We start from the raw sequence: 15,397 nt of genomic DNA, 5'->3' as shown, positions 1-15,397 counted from the left end.
CTGAGGTGCGGACACCGATGGGACGGGGCGCAGGAGCGCACGGTTCCCCCGTGGGGCGGCAGTTGCGTCCGGGAGCACGGTCCGGGGGCGGCGGAGCGCGCCGGTCAGTCGCCGTACTCCGGCATCGCGTCGATCATCCTGGCCGAGGCGGGCGGCACGGTCACCCCGTGGATCAGGGCGGGCTCCACAGGGGTGGGGGCGACCCGGGTGGGTACCACCCAGTGCGGAGCCATCCGTGCGCAGTCTCCGCGCAGCTCGGCCAGGCCGGTCTCGGACTCGCGCGGGGCGATGTGGTTCGACATGTTCGCACCGTAGGCACCACAGAGCTCAGGAAGAAAGCCCTACTATCGGGTAGTTTTTCCGCTTCGGTCACGGCGGGACCCGGTAGCGTGAGAGGGGCCGATTTTCGGGGCCCTCCCACCTGTCACGCCACCCCGGGAACGCGACACCGGTTCCCCTCGACCTCCGCAGGAGCAGTCCCCCGTGCGTATCGCAGTCACCGGCTCCATCGCCACCGACCACCTCATGACCTTTCCCGGCCGATTCGCGGACCAGCTGGTCGCGGATCAGCTGCACACGGTCTCGCTCTCCTTCCTGGTCGACAACCTCGACGTCCGCCGGGGAGGGGTCGCCGCCAACATCTGCTTCGGCATGGGTCTGCTCGGCACCTCCCCGATCCTGGTCGGCGCCGCGGGCTCCGACTTCGACGAGTACCGCGCCTGGCTCGACCGGCACGGCGTCGACACCGGATCCGTGCGGATCTCCGAGGTCCTGCACACCGCCCGCTTCGTCTGCACGACGGACGCGGACCACAACCAGATCGGCTCCTTCTACACCGGCGCCATGAGCGAGGCCCGGCTGATCGAGCTGAAGGCCGTCGCCAACCGCGTGGGCGGCCTCGACCTGGTCTCCATCGGCGCGGACGACCCGGAGGGCATGCTCCGTCACACGGAGGAGTGCCGCTCCCGCGGGATCCCGTTCGCCGCGGACTTCTCGCAGCAGATCGCCCGGATGGACGGCGACGAGATCCGCATCCTCCTCGACGGCGCCACGTACCTCTTCTCCAACGAGTACGAGAAGGGGCTCATCGAGTCCAAGACCGGCTGGACCGACGAGGAGATCCTGGGCAAGGTCGGCCACCGCGTCACCACCCTCGGCGCCCAGGGCGTGCGGATCGAGCGCGCGGGCGAGGAGCCGATCGAGGTCGGCTGCCCGGAGGAGAAGGTCAAGGCCGACCCGACCGGCGTCGGCGACGCCTTCCGTGCCGGATTCCTCTCCGGGCTCGCCTGGGGCGTCGGCCTTGAGCGGGCCGCCCAGGTCGGCTGCATGCTCGCCACCCTGGTCATCGAGACGGTCGGCACCCAGGAGTACACCCTGCACCGCAACCACTTCATGGACCGCTTCACCAAGGCGTACGGCCACGAAGCCGCCGCCGAGGTCCGCACGCACCTCGCGTAGGGGCTCAGGACAGCCGGCGGACCACATAGGCCGAGCCGCGGTCCGCCGGCTCCTCACCCACGTACTCCTGCTCGCGCATCACGCACCAGGCCGGGATGTCGAGCCGGGCCGCCTCGTCGTCGGACAGGACGGTCACCGTCCCGCCCACCGGTACCCCTCCGATCACCTTTGCGAGTTCGATCACCGGGACGGGGCAGCGCCTGCCGAGCGCGTCGACCACCAGGGAGGGGGCCGACGCGGGGGAGGGGGCCGCCGCGGCGGGCGCGCCCAGCTTCTCGCGTACGCCCGCCACCACCCCGGGGAGCACCGCCAGGAAACGGTCGACGTCCTCCTCGGTGGTGCCCGCCGGCAGCGATACGCGGACGTTGCCCTCCGACAGCACGCCCATCGCCTTGAGCACATGGCTCGGGGTCAGGGTGCTGCTCGTGCAGGACGAGCCGGACGACACGGAGAAACCGGCCCGGTCCAGCTCATGGAGCAGGGTCTCCCCGTCGACATAGAGACAGGAGAAGGTGACCAGATGCGGCAGCCGCCGCACCGGATCGCCGACGACCTCCACATCCGGCACCAGGTCAGGCACCCGGCTCCGGATCCGGTCCACCAGCGCCCGCAGCCGCACCGACTCGGCGGCAGCCTCCGCCCGGACCGCCCGCAGGGACGCCGCCGCGGCCACGATCGCCGGAAGGTTCTCGAAGCCGGCTGCGCGCCCCGACTCCCGTTCGTCGGTGGGCCCTTGGACCGCGAACCGCACACCCTTGCGCACGGCGAGGAGCCCGACCCCGGCCGGCCCGCCCCATTTGTGGGCGCTGGCCGCCAGCAGCGACCAGCCGGCCGGTACCGGCGCCCGGCCCAGCGACTGCGCGGCGTCCACCAGCAGCGGCACCCCCGCGGCCCGGCAGAGCTCGGCGACCTCGGCCACCGGCTGCTCCGTGCCGACCTCGTGGTTGGCGGACTGGAGGCAGCCCAGCGCGGTGTCCCCGCGCAGCGCCGCTCCGTACGCCGCCGGGCTCACCGCCCCCGACCGGTCCACCGGTACCTGGCTGACCGATCCGCCCAGGCCCTCGTGGTCGGCGGCCGAATGGAGCACGGACGAGTGTTCGACCGCCGAGGCCACCAGATGACGCCCGACACGCCGACGCCCCGCGAGGGCCCCGGAAATTCCGGAGTGCACCGCCCGGGTGCCCGACGAGGTGAAGGTGAGCTCGTCGGGACGGCAGCCGACGGCCTCCGCCGCCGCCTCCCGTGCCGCGTCCAGCAGCAGCCGGGCGCGGCGCCCTTCGCGGTAGAGCCTGGCCGGGTCGGCCCAGCCCTCGTCCAGTGCGGCAAGCAGCGCCTGGCGGGCGACGGGGTGGAGGGGGGCGGCGGACGCGGCGTCGAAGTAGGGCACCCGGCCACGCTAGCCCGGCCCGGGACCCCGCCCGGGACCGGCTGTCCGCCCGGTCAGGAGAGGGGGCGTCAGATGGCGGCCGGAGGCCCGGATTCCACCCCTTCGGGGAGTCGGGCGGCGCGTTGGGCACCCTCCCCGCGCGACCCCAAATAGCGTCCAGTAGGGTTTGGTCCGCATAAACATCCAAACCCCTGCCCGCGTCAGGGGCGGCGACCGACAAACGAGACGGGCGCGCCGACCGTGCGGGCGAGACTCTCGGGAAGGCGCTACGTGAGTCCCAACGGCTCCGACCGCTCGTCGCGGCGCCCGATGCGGCGGAAGCTGCCGCAGGTGCTGACTGCGGGCCTGATCCTGGCGACCGCAACCGGTTGCACATACAAGGACTTCCCCCGCCTTGGTATGCCTACGCCGGTAACGGAAGAGGCCCCACGGATCCTTTCCCTCTGGCAGGGCTCGTGGGCGGCAGCGCTCGCCACGGGCGTGCTGGTCTGGGGCCTGATCCTGTGGAGCGTCATCTTCCACCGGCGCAGCCGTACCAAGGTGGAGGTTCCTCCGCAGACCCGGTACAACATGCCGATCGAGGCGTTGTACACCGTGGTCCCTCTGATCATCGTCTCGGTGTTGTTCTACTTCACCGCGCGCGACGAATCGAAGATCCTCGAGCTCTCACCCAAGCCCGCCCACACCATCAACGTGGTCGGCTACCAGTGGAGCTGGGGCTTCAACTACATCGAGAACGTGGACGGCTCCGCCGCCACGGGCAACGAGGTCCCCAAGGAGCTCGACGCCATCCCGGACCGGTTCCGCAAGGACTTCCCCAAGGGTGCTGACGGCGTCTACGACGTCGGCGTCCCGGGAACCCGGAACCCGCAGAACGGCAACCCCGGTCCGACCCTGTGGCTGGCCAAGGGGGAGAAGGTCCGCTTCATCCTGACTTCGCGTGACGTCATCCACTCCTTCTGGGTGGTGCCGTTCCTCATGAAGCAGGACGTCATTCCGGGCCACACCAACTCCTTCGAGGTGACTCCCAACCAGGAGGGCACCTTCATGGGCAAGTGCGCCGAGCTCTGTGGCGTCGACCACTCCCGCATGCTCTTCAACGTCAAGGTCGTCTCCCCGGAGCGCTATCAGGCGCACCTCAAGGAGCTGGCGAAGAAGGGCCAGACGGGCTACGTGCCGGCCGGCATCGAGCAGACTGACCCGGCCAGGAATGCGGAGACGAACAAACTGTGAGCATCCTCAACGAACCTCAGGGTGCCGCGGCAGCAGACGACTCGTACGAGGACGAGCTGCCGGTCCGGCCCAAGCAGCCGGGAAACGTCGTCATCAAGTGGCTGACCACCACTGACCACAAGACGATCGGCACGATGTACCTGGTCACGTCGTTCGCGTTCTTCTGCATCGGCGGTCTGCTCGCGCTCTTCATGCGCGCCGAGCTGGCCCGTCCGGGCACGCAGATCATGTCGAACGAGCAGTTCAACCAGGCGTTCACGATGCACGGCACGATCATGCTGCTGATGTTCGCGACGCCGCTGTTCGCCGGATTCGCGAACTGGATCATGCCGCTGCAGATCGGTGCGCCCGACGTGGCGTTCCCGCGGCTGAACATGTTCGCGTACTGGCTGTACCTCTTCGGCTCGATCATCGCGGTGGCCGGCTTCCTCACCCCGCAGGGTGCGGCCGACTTCGGCTGGTTCGCCTACTCCCCGCTCTCGGACGCGGTCCGTTCGCCGGGCGTCGGCGCCGACATGTGGATCATGGGTCTGGCCTTCTCCGGCTTCGGCACGATCCTCGGGTCGGTCAACTTCATCACCACGATCATCTGCATGCGCGCTCCCGGCATGACGATGTTCCGCATGCCGATCTTCGTCTGGAACGTCCTGCTGACCGGTGTGCTGGTCCTGCTGGCCTTCCCGGTCCTGGCCGCCGCGCTCTTCGCGCTGGAGGCGGACCGCAAGTTCGGTGCGCATGTATTCGACGCGGCCAACGGCGGCGCATTGCTATGGCAACACCTGTTCTGGTTCTTCGGGCATCCAGAGGTGTACATCATCGCTTTGCCCTTCTTCGGGATCGTTTCAGAAGTGATCCCGGTGTTCAGCAGAAAGCCGATGTTCGGTTACATCGGCCTGATCGGCGCGACGATCGCCATCGCGGGTCTGTCCGTGACCGTGTGGGCCCACCACATGTACGTCACCGGCGGTGTGCTGTTGCCGTTCTTCTCGTTCATGACGTTCCTCATCGCGGTGCCGACCGGGGTGAAGTTCTTCAACTGGATCGGCACGATGTGGAAGGGATCGCTGTCCTTCGAGACACCGATGCTCTGGGCCGTCGGCTTCCTGATCACCTTCGCCTTCGGTGGTCTGACCGGCGTCATCCTCGCGTCGCCCCCGATGGACTTCCACGTCTCGGACTCGTACTTCGTCGTGGCGCACTTCCACTACGTGGTCTTCGGGACCGTCGTCTTCGCGATGTTCTCCGGATTCCACTTCTGGTGGCCGAAGTTCACCGGCAAGATGCTGGACGAGCGGCTCGGCAAGATCACCTTCTGGACGCTGTTCGTGGGCTTCCACGGCACGTTCCTGGTGCAGCACTGGCTGGGTGCCGAGGGCATGCCGCGCCGCTACGCGGACTACCTCGCCGCGGACGGCTTCACCGCGCTGAACACGATCTCGACGATCTGTTCGTTCCTGCTCGGCCTGTCGATCCTGCCGTTCTTCTACAACGTCTGGAAGACGGCCAAGTACGGCAAGAAGATCGAGGTCGACGACCCCTGGGGCTACGGCCGTTCGCTGGAGTGGGCGACCTCCTGCCCGCCGCCGCGGCACAACTTCATCTCCCTGCCGCGGATCCGTTCCGAATCCCCGGCGTTCGACCTGCACCACCCGGAGATCACGGCGCTCGAACTGTTGGAGAACCACTCCGAGGGTGACAAGGCCCTCGCCGGCGGCAAGGAGGCGGGCAAGTGAAGATTCAGGGCAAGCTCTTCCTCTGGCTTTCGGTCTTCATCCTCGCCATGGCCGTCACGTACGGCGTGTGGTCCAAGGAGCCGGCCGGTACGACCGCGCTCGTCCTCGCCTTCGGGCTGAGCGTCATGATCGGCTTCTACCTGGCCTTCACGGCCAGGCGGGTCGACGCGCTCGCGCAGGACAACCGGGACGCCGACGTGGCGGACGAGGCCGGCGAGGTGGGGTTCTTCTCCCCGCACAGCTGGCAGCCGCTCTCGCTGGCGGTCGGCGGCGCACTCGCCTTCATGGGGGTCGTCTTCGGCTGGTGGCTGCTCTACTTCTCGGCCCCGGTCATCCTGTTCGGTCTGTTCGGCTGGGTCTTCGAGTACTACCGCGGTGAGAACCGCACCCAGTGACACCGCTCCACCCGCGACACCGCTCCACCTGACGGGGGGCCCGCACTTCCACGAGGAGTGCGGGCCCCCCGTTTGCAGTCACTCCGCGCGCTGAAACGAATGAATCTTCTTAGCGTGGGGTTCATGAACCACACGCCGCGCATCCGTCCCGTAGTGAGCTGCACTCTGCTGGTCGTGACCCTGGTCGCAGGGGTGACCGCCTGTGGGGAGTCCGACGGCCATCCGCTCTCGGCGAAGCCGTACGACGCTGCTGACGAGATCTCCTTCAACGCCCCCGACGGCGGCAAGAAGATCAACCCGGACAAGCCCCTGGAAGTCAGAGTCTCCGACGACGACGGACGGATCACCGATGTGACCGCCGTGGACGCCGAAGGACGCCATCTGGCGGGCGAACTCGACGCGGACGGGCGGCGCTGGCACTCCACCGCTCCGCTCGCCGCGGGCACCCGGTACACCGTCAAGGCCAGCATGGAGAACGGTGACGGCGCCCCAGGGGGCCGCACGCTGTCCTTCGAGACCGCCGCCGCAAAGAAGTTCCTGAAGGTCACCTTCGGCCCTCAGGCGGGCACCTACGGCGTCGGACAGCCCATTACGGCGGAACTCAGCGCCCCGGTCGCCGACAAGGCGGCCCGCGCCACCGTCGAGCGCGCGCTGCAGGTGCGCTCCACGCCCTCGGTGACCGGCTCCTGGTACTGGGTCGACGACAAGACGCTGCACTACCGGCCGCGGGACTACTGGCCGGCGAAGGCCACCGTCCAGGTCAGCAGCAACCTGACCGGCATCAAGGTGACCAACGCGATGTACGGGGCTCCCACGAAGGCGTTGAAGATCACAACCGGTGACCGTATCGAGGCGATCACCGACGCCTCGGAGCACTCCATGACGGTCAAGCGCAACGGCGAAGTGATCAACACCATTCCGGTGACCACGGGCAAGCCCGGCTTCTCCACCCGCAACGGCGTCAAGGTCGTGCTGGGCAAGGAGTACTACGTACGTATGCGCGGGGAGACCATCGGCATCGCCGAGGGCTCCAGCGACTCCTACGACCTGCCGGTCTACTACGCGACCCGGGTCACCTGGAGCGGTGAGTACGTCCACGCGGCCCCCTGGTCCACCGGATCACAGGGGTACGCGAACGTCAGCCACGGCTGCACCGGCATGAGCACCAGCGAGGCCGAGTGGTTCTTCAACACCGTGCGCGAGGGTGACATCGTCCAGGTCGTCGGCAGCGAGGGCGAGACCATGACGCCCTTCGACAACGGCTACGGGGACTGGAACCTGTCCTGGGCGAAGTGGCAGAAGGGCAGCGCACTGACCAACGACGCGCCCGCGGACCGCGTCGACACGGTCCGGGCCGCGCGGCTGCAGCCCCAGGTCTGACGGCGGGGGTGCGCTGCCCCCCGGAGGGACAACAGGCGAAGGACGGGGCCTCAGGCCTCCACGGAGAGCCTGCTGCGCAGCAGGGCGGCCAGGGCGTCCGCGAACCCGACCGGTTCGACCGGAAGGGTCACCGACGCCTCCGCACGGCTCCAGGTGGCCAGCCAGGCGTCCTGCGGACGCCCGATCAGCAGCAGCACCGGCGGGCAGCGGAAGATCTCGTCCTTGATCTGGCGGCAGACGCCCATCCCGCCGATGGGGGCCGTCTCGCCGTCCAACACGCAGACGTCGACGCCTCCGTGTTCCAGCGCGTCCAGGACGGCGGGCAGGGTGGCGCACTCCAGGAACTCCACCGGCGGCACGTCCGCCGCGGGCCTGCGCCCTGCTGCCAGCCTCACCTGCTCACGGGTGTGTGCGTTGTCGCTGTAGACCAGGACCGTGGCGGTCGGCTGCATTGTTCCTCCGTGACGTCTGTGTCTTCGGGGCTCTCGGGGCCCTCGGTGCACGAGGGCTGTCCGATGCGCGGATCGTACTCCGCCCGACTGCCTGTCAGCACCGCTCGGGGCAGCGGAATCATGGGCCGTTCGGGGAGGACACACCCCTCTGACACACCGAACGGCACCCCCCGGAGTGAGGGCGGGATAAGCGACCGACATAATGTCGGTCGTGGCGACAGCAACGACAGTAGAAACCGGGCACGCGCACCCGTCGGTCAATCGGCCGAACCTCACCAGCGTCGGAACCATCATCTGGTTGAGTTCCGAGCTGATGTTCTTCGCGGCCCTCTTCGCGATGTACTTCACCCTGCGATCGGTGACCGGACCAGATCACTGGAAGGAAATGGCGTCGTCCCTGAACGTTCCGTTCTCGGCGACGAACACGACCATCCTGGTGCTCTCCTCACTCACCTGCCAGCTCGGCGTCTTCGCCGCGGAGCGGGGCGATGTGAAGAAGCTCCGCGCCTGGTTCGTGATCACTTTCGTGATGGGTGCGATCTTCATCGGAGGCCAGATCTTCGAGTACACCGAGCTGGTGAAGGAGGACGGCCTCTCGCTGTCCTCGGATCCGTACGGCTCGGTGTTCTACCTGACGACCGGCTTCCATGGTCTGCATGTGACAGGCGGTCTCATCGCCTTCCTGTTCGTTCTGGGCAGGACATACGCAGCCAAGAGGTTCACCCATGAACAGGCGACCGCTGCCATCGTCGTGTCCTATTACTGGCACTTCGTCGATGTTGTGTGGATCGGCCTCTTTGCCACGATCTACTTGATCAAGTAACCGGGCCCGAGCCCGAACCACATCCAGCATCGACGCAGAAGATCCTGACACCGGGGTAATCCGTGAAAAAGCTCTCCGCACGACGACGCCATCCGTTGGCGGCGGTCGTCGTACTACTCCTCGCGCTGGCGGCTACTGGGGGGCTGTACGCCGCGTTTGCGCCCGCGAGTAAGGCGCAGGCCGACGACACCGCCCAGTCCCTCGCCATTGACGAGGGCAAGAAGCTGTACTCCGTCGGTTGCGCCAGCTGCCACGGAACCGGCGGTCAGGGCACCACCGACGGGCCCCAGCTTGTCGGCGTGGGCTCCGCCGCCGTGGACTTCCAGGTCGGTACGGGCCGTATGCCGGCACAGCAGCCGGGTGCCCAGGTACCGAAGAAGAAGGTCATCTACACCCAGGCCGAGATCGACCAGCTCGCGGCGTACGTCGCGTCGCTCGGCGCCGGCCCGATCGTCCCGACCAAGAGCCAGGTCAGCCCCGAGGGCGCGGACATCGCCAAGGGTGGCGACCTGTTCCGTACCAACTGCGCGCAGTGCCACAACTTCACCGGTGAGGGTGGTGCCCTGACGAAGGGCAAGTTCGCCCCCAGCCTTGAGGACGTGGACCCGAAGCACATGTACGAGGCCATGCAGACCGGCCCGCAGAGCATGCCGTCCTTCCCCGACACGACGATGCCCGAGCAGCAGAAGAAGGACATCATCGCGTACGTCCAGACCGTGAACAGCGCACAGGCTGAGAGCCCCGGCGGCCTCAAGCTGGGCGGCCTCGGTCCGGTCAGCGAGGGTCTGTTCGGCTGGATCTTCGGGCTCGGCGCACTGATCGCAGTTGCCGTCTGGGTCGCGGCCCACACCGCTAAGGCCAAGAAGTCATGAGTAGCCAAGAGAATCCAGAAGAGAACCTGCCCGCAGAGCAGGACGCCGCGCACGGCGCGGTAGAGGTCGCGGACGATCCGTTCGCCGACCCGGGGCTGCCGGCCCACCAGCCGCGCATCCAGGACATCGACGAACGGGCCGCGGACCGGTCCGAGCGCGTGGTCGCGTTCCTGTTCACGCTGTCCATGCTGGCGACGGTCGGCTTCATCGCCTCCTACGTCATCTTCCCGGTCGACAAGATCGTCTACATCTTCCCGTTCGGTCACGTGAGCGCGCTCAACTTCTCCCTGGGTCTGACCCTGGGCGTGGCGCTCTTCACGATCGGCGCGGGAGCCGTCCACTGGGCGCGCACCCTGATGTCCGACGTGGAGGTCGCCGACGAGCGGCACCCGATCGCGGCCGAGCCCGAGGTCAGGGCGAAGGTCCTCGCCGACTTCGCGGCCGGTGCCGAGGAGTCCGTGCTCGGCCGGCGCAAGCTGATCCGTAACACCATGTTCGGCGCGCTGGCCCTGGTGCCGCTCGCCGGTGTGGTGCTGCTGCGCGACCTCGGTCCGCTGCCGGAGAAGAAGCTCCGCTCGACGCTGTGGGCCAAGGGCAAGCAGCTCATCAACATGAACACCAATGAGCCGCTCCGTCCCGAGGACGTGGCCGTCGGTTCGCTCACCTTCGCCATGCCCGAGGGCCTGGAGGAGGACGCGCACGACTTCCAGACGCAGATCGCCAAGGCTGCGCTGATGATCATTCGCATCGAGCCGTCCAACATCAAGGACAAGCGCGAGCGCGAGTGGGCCCACGAGGGAATCGTGGCCTTCTCGAAGATCTGCACCCACGTCGGCTGCCCCATCAGCCTGTACGAGCAGCAGACGCACCACGTGCTCTGCCCGTGCCACCAGTCAACCTTCGACCTCTCCGACGGCGCCCGCGTCATCTTCGGTCCGGCCGGTCACGCCCTCCCGCAGCTGCGGATCGGCGTGAACAGCGAGGGCAACCTCGAGGCGCTCGGTGACTTCGAAGAGCCCGTCGGTCCTGCATTCTGGGAGCGCGGATGAGTACTGCGACCGATACGAAGCGCAAGGCGCCCGCCGGTGAGAAGGTGGCCGACTGGGCGGACGGGCGGCTCGGGATCTACTCCCTCGCCAAGTCCAACATGCGCAAGATCTTCCCGGACCACTGGTCCTTCATGCTCGGTGAGATCTGCCTCTACAGCTTCATCATCATCATCCTCACGGGTGTGTATCTGACGCTGTTCTTCCACCCGAGCATGAACGAGGTCGTGTACCACGGCCCGTACGAGCCCATGCAGGGCATCCGGATGTCCGAGGCGTACGCCTCGACGCTGAACATCAGCTTCGACGTCCGCGGCGGTCTGCTGGTCCGGCAGATCCACCACTGGGCCGCGCTGATCTTCCTGGCCGGCATGTTCGTGCACATGATGCGCGTGTTCTTCACGGGCGCGTTCCGCAAGCCGCGTGAGATCAACTGGCTGTTCGGCTTCCTGCTGTTCGTGCTCGGCATGTTCACCGGTTTCACCGGCTACTCGCTCCCGGACGACCTGCTCTCGGGTACGGGCGTCAGGTTCACCCAGGGTGCGATCCTGTCGATGCCGATCGTCGGCACCTACATCTCGATGTTCCTGTTCGGCGGGGAGTTCCCGGGCGGCGACTTCGTCGCACGGTTCTACTCGATCCACATCCTGCTGTTGCCGGGCATCATGCTCGGGCTGCTGGTGGGCCACCTGATCCTGGTCTTCTACCACAAGCACACGCAGTTCGCGGGTCCCGGCAAGACCAACAAGAACGTCGTCGGCATGCCCCTGCTGCCGGTGTACATGGCGAAGGCCGGAGGCTTCTTCTTCCTGGTCTTCGGTGTCATCGCCGTCATCGCGGGCATCGCGTCGATCAACCCGATCTGGGCCATCGGCCCGTACCGCCCGGACCAGGTGTCCACCGGCGCCCAGCCCGACTGGTACATGGGCTTCGCCGAGGGTCTGATCCGAGTGATGCCCGGCTGGGAGATCAACCTCTGGGGTCATACGCTCGTCCTGGGCGTGTTCATCCCACTGGTGCTCTTCGGTGTGATCCTGGGTGCGATCGCGATGTACCCGTTCATCGAGTCCTGGGTCACCGGCGACAAGCGCGAGCACCACATCCTGGACCGCCCGCGCAACGCCCCGACCCGGACGGCCTTCGGTGTCGCCTGGATCACGGTGTACTTCATCGGTCTGGTGGGCGGCGGTAACGACCTCTGGGCGACGCACTTCCATCTGTCGCTGAACTCGATCTCCTGGTTCGTCCGGATCTTCTTCTTCCTCGGACCGGTCCTCGCGTTCATCGCCACCAAGCGGATCTGCCTCGGCCTTCAGCGCCGGGACAAGGAGAAGGTGCTGCACGGGCGCGAGTCCGGGCTCATCAAGCGCCTGCCGCACGGTGAGTTCGTCGAGGTCCACGAGCCGCTGTCACCCGGTCAGCTGCACTCGCTCACCGCGCACGAGCAGTACAAGCCGGTCGAACTCGGCCCCGAGGTCGACGAGAACGGTGTCAGGCGCAAGGTGTCCGCGGTGCAGAAGGTGCGGGCCAAGCTCAGCAAGGGCTTCTACGGCGAGAACAACCAGATCGCCAAGGCGTCCCCCGAGGAGTACAAGGAGATCACCAGCGGCCACGGCCACCACTGATCACCTGAACTGATCGCCACAGCGGGAGCCCCGTCCATTCGTCGGACGGGGCTCTTTGCTGTCCCCGGGGCTCGATAGGGTGGCCGCATCCCCTTTATCGGCTGTGGACCCCAGGAGCGGACCATGAACGTTGTGACCCCGGTCGGCGGCGACAGCGTGGCGGCTCGTTCCTGGCCCGGCGTGCTGACCCCGCTGCTGCGCGGCGAGGACCTGAGCGCCGACGACACCGCGTGGGCGATGGACCGCATCATGAGCGGCGAGGCGACCGACGTGCAGATCGCCGGTTTCGCGGTGGCCCTGCGCGCCAAGGGCGAGACGGTCACGGAGGTCTCCGGCCTGGTCCGCGCGATGTACGAGCACGCCACCACCATCCACGTGCCCGGTCGCACGGTCGACATCGTCGGCACCGGCGGTGACATGGCCAAGACGGTCAACATCTCCACCATGTCCGCGATCGTCGTGGCGGGGGCCGGCGCCAAGGTCGTCAAGCACGGCAACCGCGCCTCCTCGTCGGCCAGCGGCTCATCCGACGTCCTGGGCAAGCTCGGCGTCAATCTGGACCTGCCGCCGCGGCGCGTCGTGGAGGTGGCCGAGGAGGCGGGCATCACCTTCTGCTTCGCGGTGAAGTTCCACCCCGCCCTGCGGTACGCGGCCAAGGCGCGGGCCGAGCTGGGCGCCCCGACCACCTTCAACATCCTCGGCCCGCTCACCAACCCGGCCCAGGTGCGCTCCCAGGCCATCGGCGTCGCCGACCTGAGGATGGCGCCCATCGTCGCGGGCGTTCTCGCCGAGCGCGGCAACTCCGCGCTGGTCTTCCGCGGCGACGACGGTCTGGACGAGCTGACCACGACGGCCACCTCCCGGGTCTGGATCGCCCGGGACGGCGTCGTCCGTGAGCAGGCCTTCGACCCGCGGGACGTCGGCATCGACCTGGTTCCGGTGGAGGCGCTGCGGGGTGCCGACGCCTCGTACAACGCCGATGTGGCCCGCAGGCTGCTGGCGGGCGAGACCGGTCCCGTACGGGACGCCGTCCTGCTCAACTCGGCGGCGGCCCTGGTCGCGCTGGACCCGGGGGAGGGCTCGCTCGAAGAGCAGCTGACCGCCGGTATCGCGAAGGCCGCCGAGTCCATCGACTCCGGATCCGCCGGGCGGGTGCTGGAGAGATGGGTCAGGGCCAGCAACGCCTGAGCGGTTTTCGGGCGCACGGGATGTGAGGCAGGGCGCAGTCCAGATCATGGACTGCGCCTTGCGCGTTCCTCCGCGTATGGCAAGATGCTGGGCAGGTCATGAGTGACAGCGACTACGGCCCCGGCCCGCTGTCCGGCAACCCTCCGTCCGTGGCGGGGTGCCCCGGGTGAAGACCAGGCCGTAGGCAGCGAGGTCTGCGGCAAGCGCGGACCCCTCGACGTCGTGAGATGTCCACCCGTGGGGTCCTGGTCCTCAGGGAGCCTCTGTGAGCAAGCGAATGCGATAGGGCTTTTCGGCCCTCCTCCGCACACCCTCTTTTCTTCCCTCCGTGCTGCCGCGTACCCGCAGGCGCGCGGAATTCGCCTGCCTGTTACGGGAGTTCGTCATGTCTGTCTTCACCGCTGCCGCCGACCAGTCCATTTGTGCCCCTCTGCCGGTTCTGGGCAAGGATGTGACGGTCCCGCTGGTGACCGGCGGTGAGGTCACGTACGCCGCGCTCGACTACGCCGCCAGCGCTCCGGCCCTGCAGCGGGTGTGGGACGACGTCGCCGCCTACGCCCCGTACTACGGCAGCGTCCACCGCGGTGCCGGCTACCTCTCGCAGCTCTCCACCGACCTCTTCGAGAGCAGCCGGGTGACCGTCGCCGACTTCCTCGGCTGCCGCGCCGACGATCAGGTCGTCTTCACCCGCTCCACCACCGACTCGCTCAACCTGCTGGCCGCCGCGCTGCCCGCCGACTGTCAGGTGTTCGTCTTCGAGACCGAGCACCACGCATCCCTGCTGCCCTGGCGCGACGCCCGGGTGACCTACCTGAACGCCCCGCGCACCCCCGCCCAGGCCGTCGCCACCCTGGAGCGGGCCCTCGCCGCCCGCGATCCCCACGGCCCCGCGCTCGTCTGTGTCACCGGCGCCTCCAACGTCACCGGCGAACTGTGGCCGGTCAGGGAGCTCGCCGCCGCCGCGCACGCCCACGGCGCCCGGATCGTGCTGGACGCCGCCCAGCTGGCCCCGCACCACCCCGTGAGCATCGCCGAGCTGGACGTCGACTGGGTCGCCTTCTCCGGTCACAAGCTGTACGCGCCCTTCGGCTCGGGCGTCCTCGCCGGCCGCTCCGACTGGCTGCGGGAGGCCGAGCCCTACCTGGCCGGCGGCGGTGCCTCCCGCAAGGTCGCCCGGCGCACCGACGGCGGCGTGGACGTCGAATGGCACACCACCGCCGCCCGCCACGAGGCCGGCTCGCCCAACGTCATCGGCGTCTACTCCATCGCCTCCGCCTGCAAGGCGCTCACCGAGGCCGGATTCGACAGCCTGGTCGCCCGGGAGCAGCAGCTGGTCTCCGCGGTCCGCGCCGGACTCGCCGAGGTTCCCGAGGTCAAGGTGCTCTCGCTGTTCGGCGACGACGCCCCGCGGGTCGGCGTCATCTCCTTCGTGGTGGAGGGGTGGAACAGCTCGCACTTCGCCGCCGCGCTCTCCGCCGAGTACGGCATCGGGGTGCGCGACGGACTGTTCTGCGCCCACCCGCTGGTACGCACGCTGCTCGGCAGCGACCCGCAGGACGTCGGCGAGTGCGGCGCGCCCGAGGCCGAGCCGGGCGAGCGGTCGCTCAACGCCATCCGGGTGAGCTTCGGTGCCGGTACGCCGGACGAGCACATCGAGCGTTTCCTGCGGGCGGTCAAGGAACTGGTGAGCGAGGGCGCCCAGTGGAAGTACCGCACCGAGGACGGCCGTTGCGTCCCGGACCGAGGCGCCGCCCAGGTCTGAGTCACCTATATACGTTCGGCCGGTACGGACAGCAGTCCGTACC

Annotated in this window: 14 protein-coding genes and 1 riboswitch; of the genes, 11 read left to right on the top strand and 3 right to left on the bottom strand. The window is 68.2% G+C overall.

Annotated elements, in window-relative coordinates; all coding sequences use genetic code 11:
* Window positions 1-104 precede the first annotated feature (104 nt).
* Window positions 105-302: a hypothetical protein gene (locus ACFVJX_RS28145; protein WP_384128871.1), complete on the bottom strand. Its 198-nt coding sequence runs from the start codon at window positions 300-302 to the stop codon at window positions 105-107.
* Window positions 303-483: 181 nt separating this feature from the next.
* On the opposite strand from ACFVJX_RS28145, the gene ACFVJX_RS28140 reads away from it, so the two are divergent.
* Window positions 484-1,458 carry a carbohydrate kinase family protein gene (locus ACFVJX_RS28140; protein ID WP_384128869.1) on the top strand — a complete coding sequence of 325 codons (975 nt, stop codon included), beginning with the start codon at window positions 484-486 and terminating at the stop codon, window positions 1,456-1,458.
* A 4-nt stretch (window positions 1,459-1,462) separates the two neighbouring features.
* Here the strand turns inward: ACFVJX_RS28140 and ACFVJX_RS28135 are convergent, their stop codons facing one another.
* Window positions 1,463-2,845 carry a cysteine desulfurase/sulfurtransferase TusA family protein gene (locus ACFVJX_RS28135; RefSeq protein WP_384128867.1) on the bottom strand — a complete coding sequence of 461 codons (1,383 nt, stop codon included), beginning with the start codon at window positions 2,843-2,845 and terminating at the stop codon, window positions 1,463-1,465.
* Between the two features lie 270 nt (window positions 2,846-3,115).
* Here ACFVJX_RS28135 and coxB point away from each other — a divergent pair, with 270 nt between their 5' ends.
* The 4 genes from coxB (at window position 3,116) to ACFVJX_RS28115 (ending at window position 7,586) form a co-directional block, all read left to right on the top strand.
* A complete protein-coding gene (gene coxB / locus ACFVJX_RS28130) occupies window positions 3,116-4,078 on the top strand; it encodes a cytochrome c oxidase subunit II (protein WP_384128865.1) in 963 nt (320 codons plus the stop codon).
* Complete coding sequence (ctaD, locus tag ACFVJX_RS28125) at window positions 4,075-5,811, top strand: cytochrome c oxidase subunit I (protein WP_384128863.1); 1,737 nt, start codon at window positions 4,075-4,077, stop codon at window positions 5,809-5,811. The genes coxB and ctaD overlap by 4 nt, the downstream gene beginning before the upstream one ends.
* A complete protein-coding gene (locus ACFVJX_RS28120) occupies window positions 5,808-6,206 on the top strand; it encodes a cytochrome c oxidase subunit 4 (RefSeq protein ID WP_384128861.1) in 399 nt (132 codons plus the stop codon). The genes ctaD and ACFVJX_RS28120 overlap by 4 nt, the downstream gene beginning before the upstream one ends.
* A gap of 123 nt (window positions 6,207-6,329) precedes the next feature.
* Window positions 6,330-7,586, top strand: a complete 1,257-nt coding sequence (locus ACFVJX_RS28115) for an Ig-like domain-containing protein (RefSeq protein ID WP_384128859.1) — start codon at window positions 6,330-6,332, stop codon at window positions 7,584-7,586.
* 50 nt (window positions 7,587-7,636) lie between these two features.
* On the opposite strand, the gene ACFVJX_RS28110 is transcribed toward ACFVJX_RS28115, so the two are convergent.
* Window positions 7,637-8,038 carry a hypothetical protein gene (locus ACFVJX_RS28110; RefSeq protein ID WP_384128857.1) on the bottom strand — a complete coding sequence of 134 codons (402 nt, stop codon included), beginning with the start codon at window positions 8,036-8,038 and terminating at the stop codon, window positions 7,637-7,639.
* 202 nt (window positions 8,039-8,240) lie between these two features.
* Here ACFVJX_RS28110 and ACFVJX_RS28105 point away from each other — a divergent pair, with 202 nt between their 5' ends.
* From ACFVJX_RS28105 to ACFVJX_RS28080, 6 genes are all read left to right on the top strand, one after another.
* Window positions 8,241-8,861: a heme-copper oxidase subunit III gene (locus tag ACFVJX_RS28105; RefSeq protein ID WP_363021323.1), complete on the top strand. Its 621-nt coding sequence runs from the start codon at window positions 8,241-8,243 to the stop codon at window positions 8,859-8,861.
* A gap of 62 nt (window positions 8,862-8,923) precedes the next feature.
* On the top strand, window positions 8,924-9,733 hold the full coding sequence (locus ACFVJX_RS28100) for a c-type cytochrome (protein WP_384128854.1): 810 nt from the start codon (window positions 8,924-8,926) through the stop codon (window positions 9,731-9,733).
* Window positions 9,730-10,782 carry a Rieske 2Fe-2S domain-containing protein gene (locus tag ACFVJX_RS28095; protein WP_384128852.1) on the top strand — a complete coding sequence of 351 codons (1,053 nt, stop codon included), beginning with the start codon at window positions 9,730-9,732 and terminating at the stop codon, window positions 10,780-10,782. Before ACFVJX_RS28100 ends, ACFVJX_RS28095 begins: the two co-directional genes overlap by 4 nt.
* Window positions 10,779-12,404, top strand: a complete 1,626-nt coding sequence (locus ACFVJX_RS28090) for a cytochrome bc complex cytochrome b subunit (protein WP_384128850.1) — start codon at window positions 10,779-10,781, stop codon at window positions 12,402-12,404. Before ACFVJX_RS28095 ends, ACFVJX_RS28090 begins: the two co-directional genes overlap by 4 nt.
* A gap of 123 nt (window positions 12,405-12,527) precedes the next feature.
* A complete protein-coding gene (gene trpD / locus ACFVJX_RS28085; protein WP_384128848.1) occupies window positions 12,528-13,592 on the top strand; it encodes an anthranilate phosphoribosyltransferase in 1,065 nt (354 codons plus the stop codon).
* 94 nt (window positions 13,593-13,686) lie between these two features.
* A riboswitch (SAM riboswitch) is annotated at window positions 13,687-13,804 on the top strand.
* Window positions 13,805-13,977: 173 nt separating this feature from the next.
* A complete protein-coding gene (locus ACFVJX_RS28080) occupies window positions 13,978-15,354 on the top strand; it encodes an aminotransferase class V-fold PLP-dependent enzyme (RefSeq protein WP_384128846.1) in 1,377 nt (458 codons plus the stop codon).
* Window positions 15,355-15,397: the final 43 nt, after the last annotated feature.

Source organism: Streptomyces sp. NPDC127177, from assembly GCF_042672475.1.
Lineage (GTDB): Bacteria > Actinomycetota > Actinomycetes > Streptomycetales > Streptomycetaceae > Streptomyces.
This window is presented reverse-complemented; position numbering and strand designations above follow the sequence as displayed.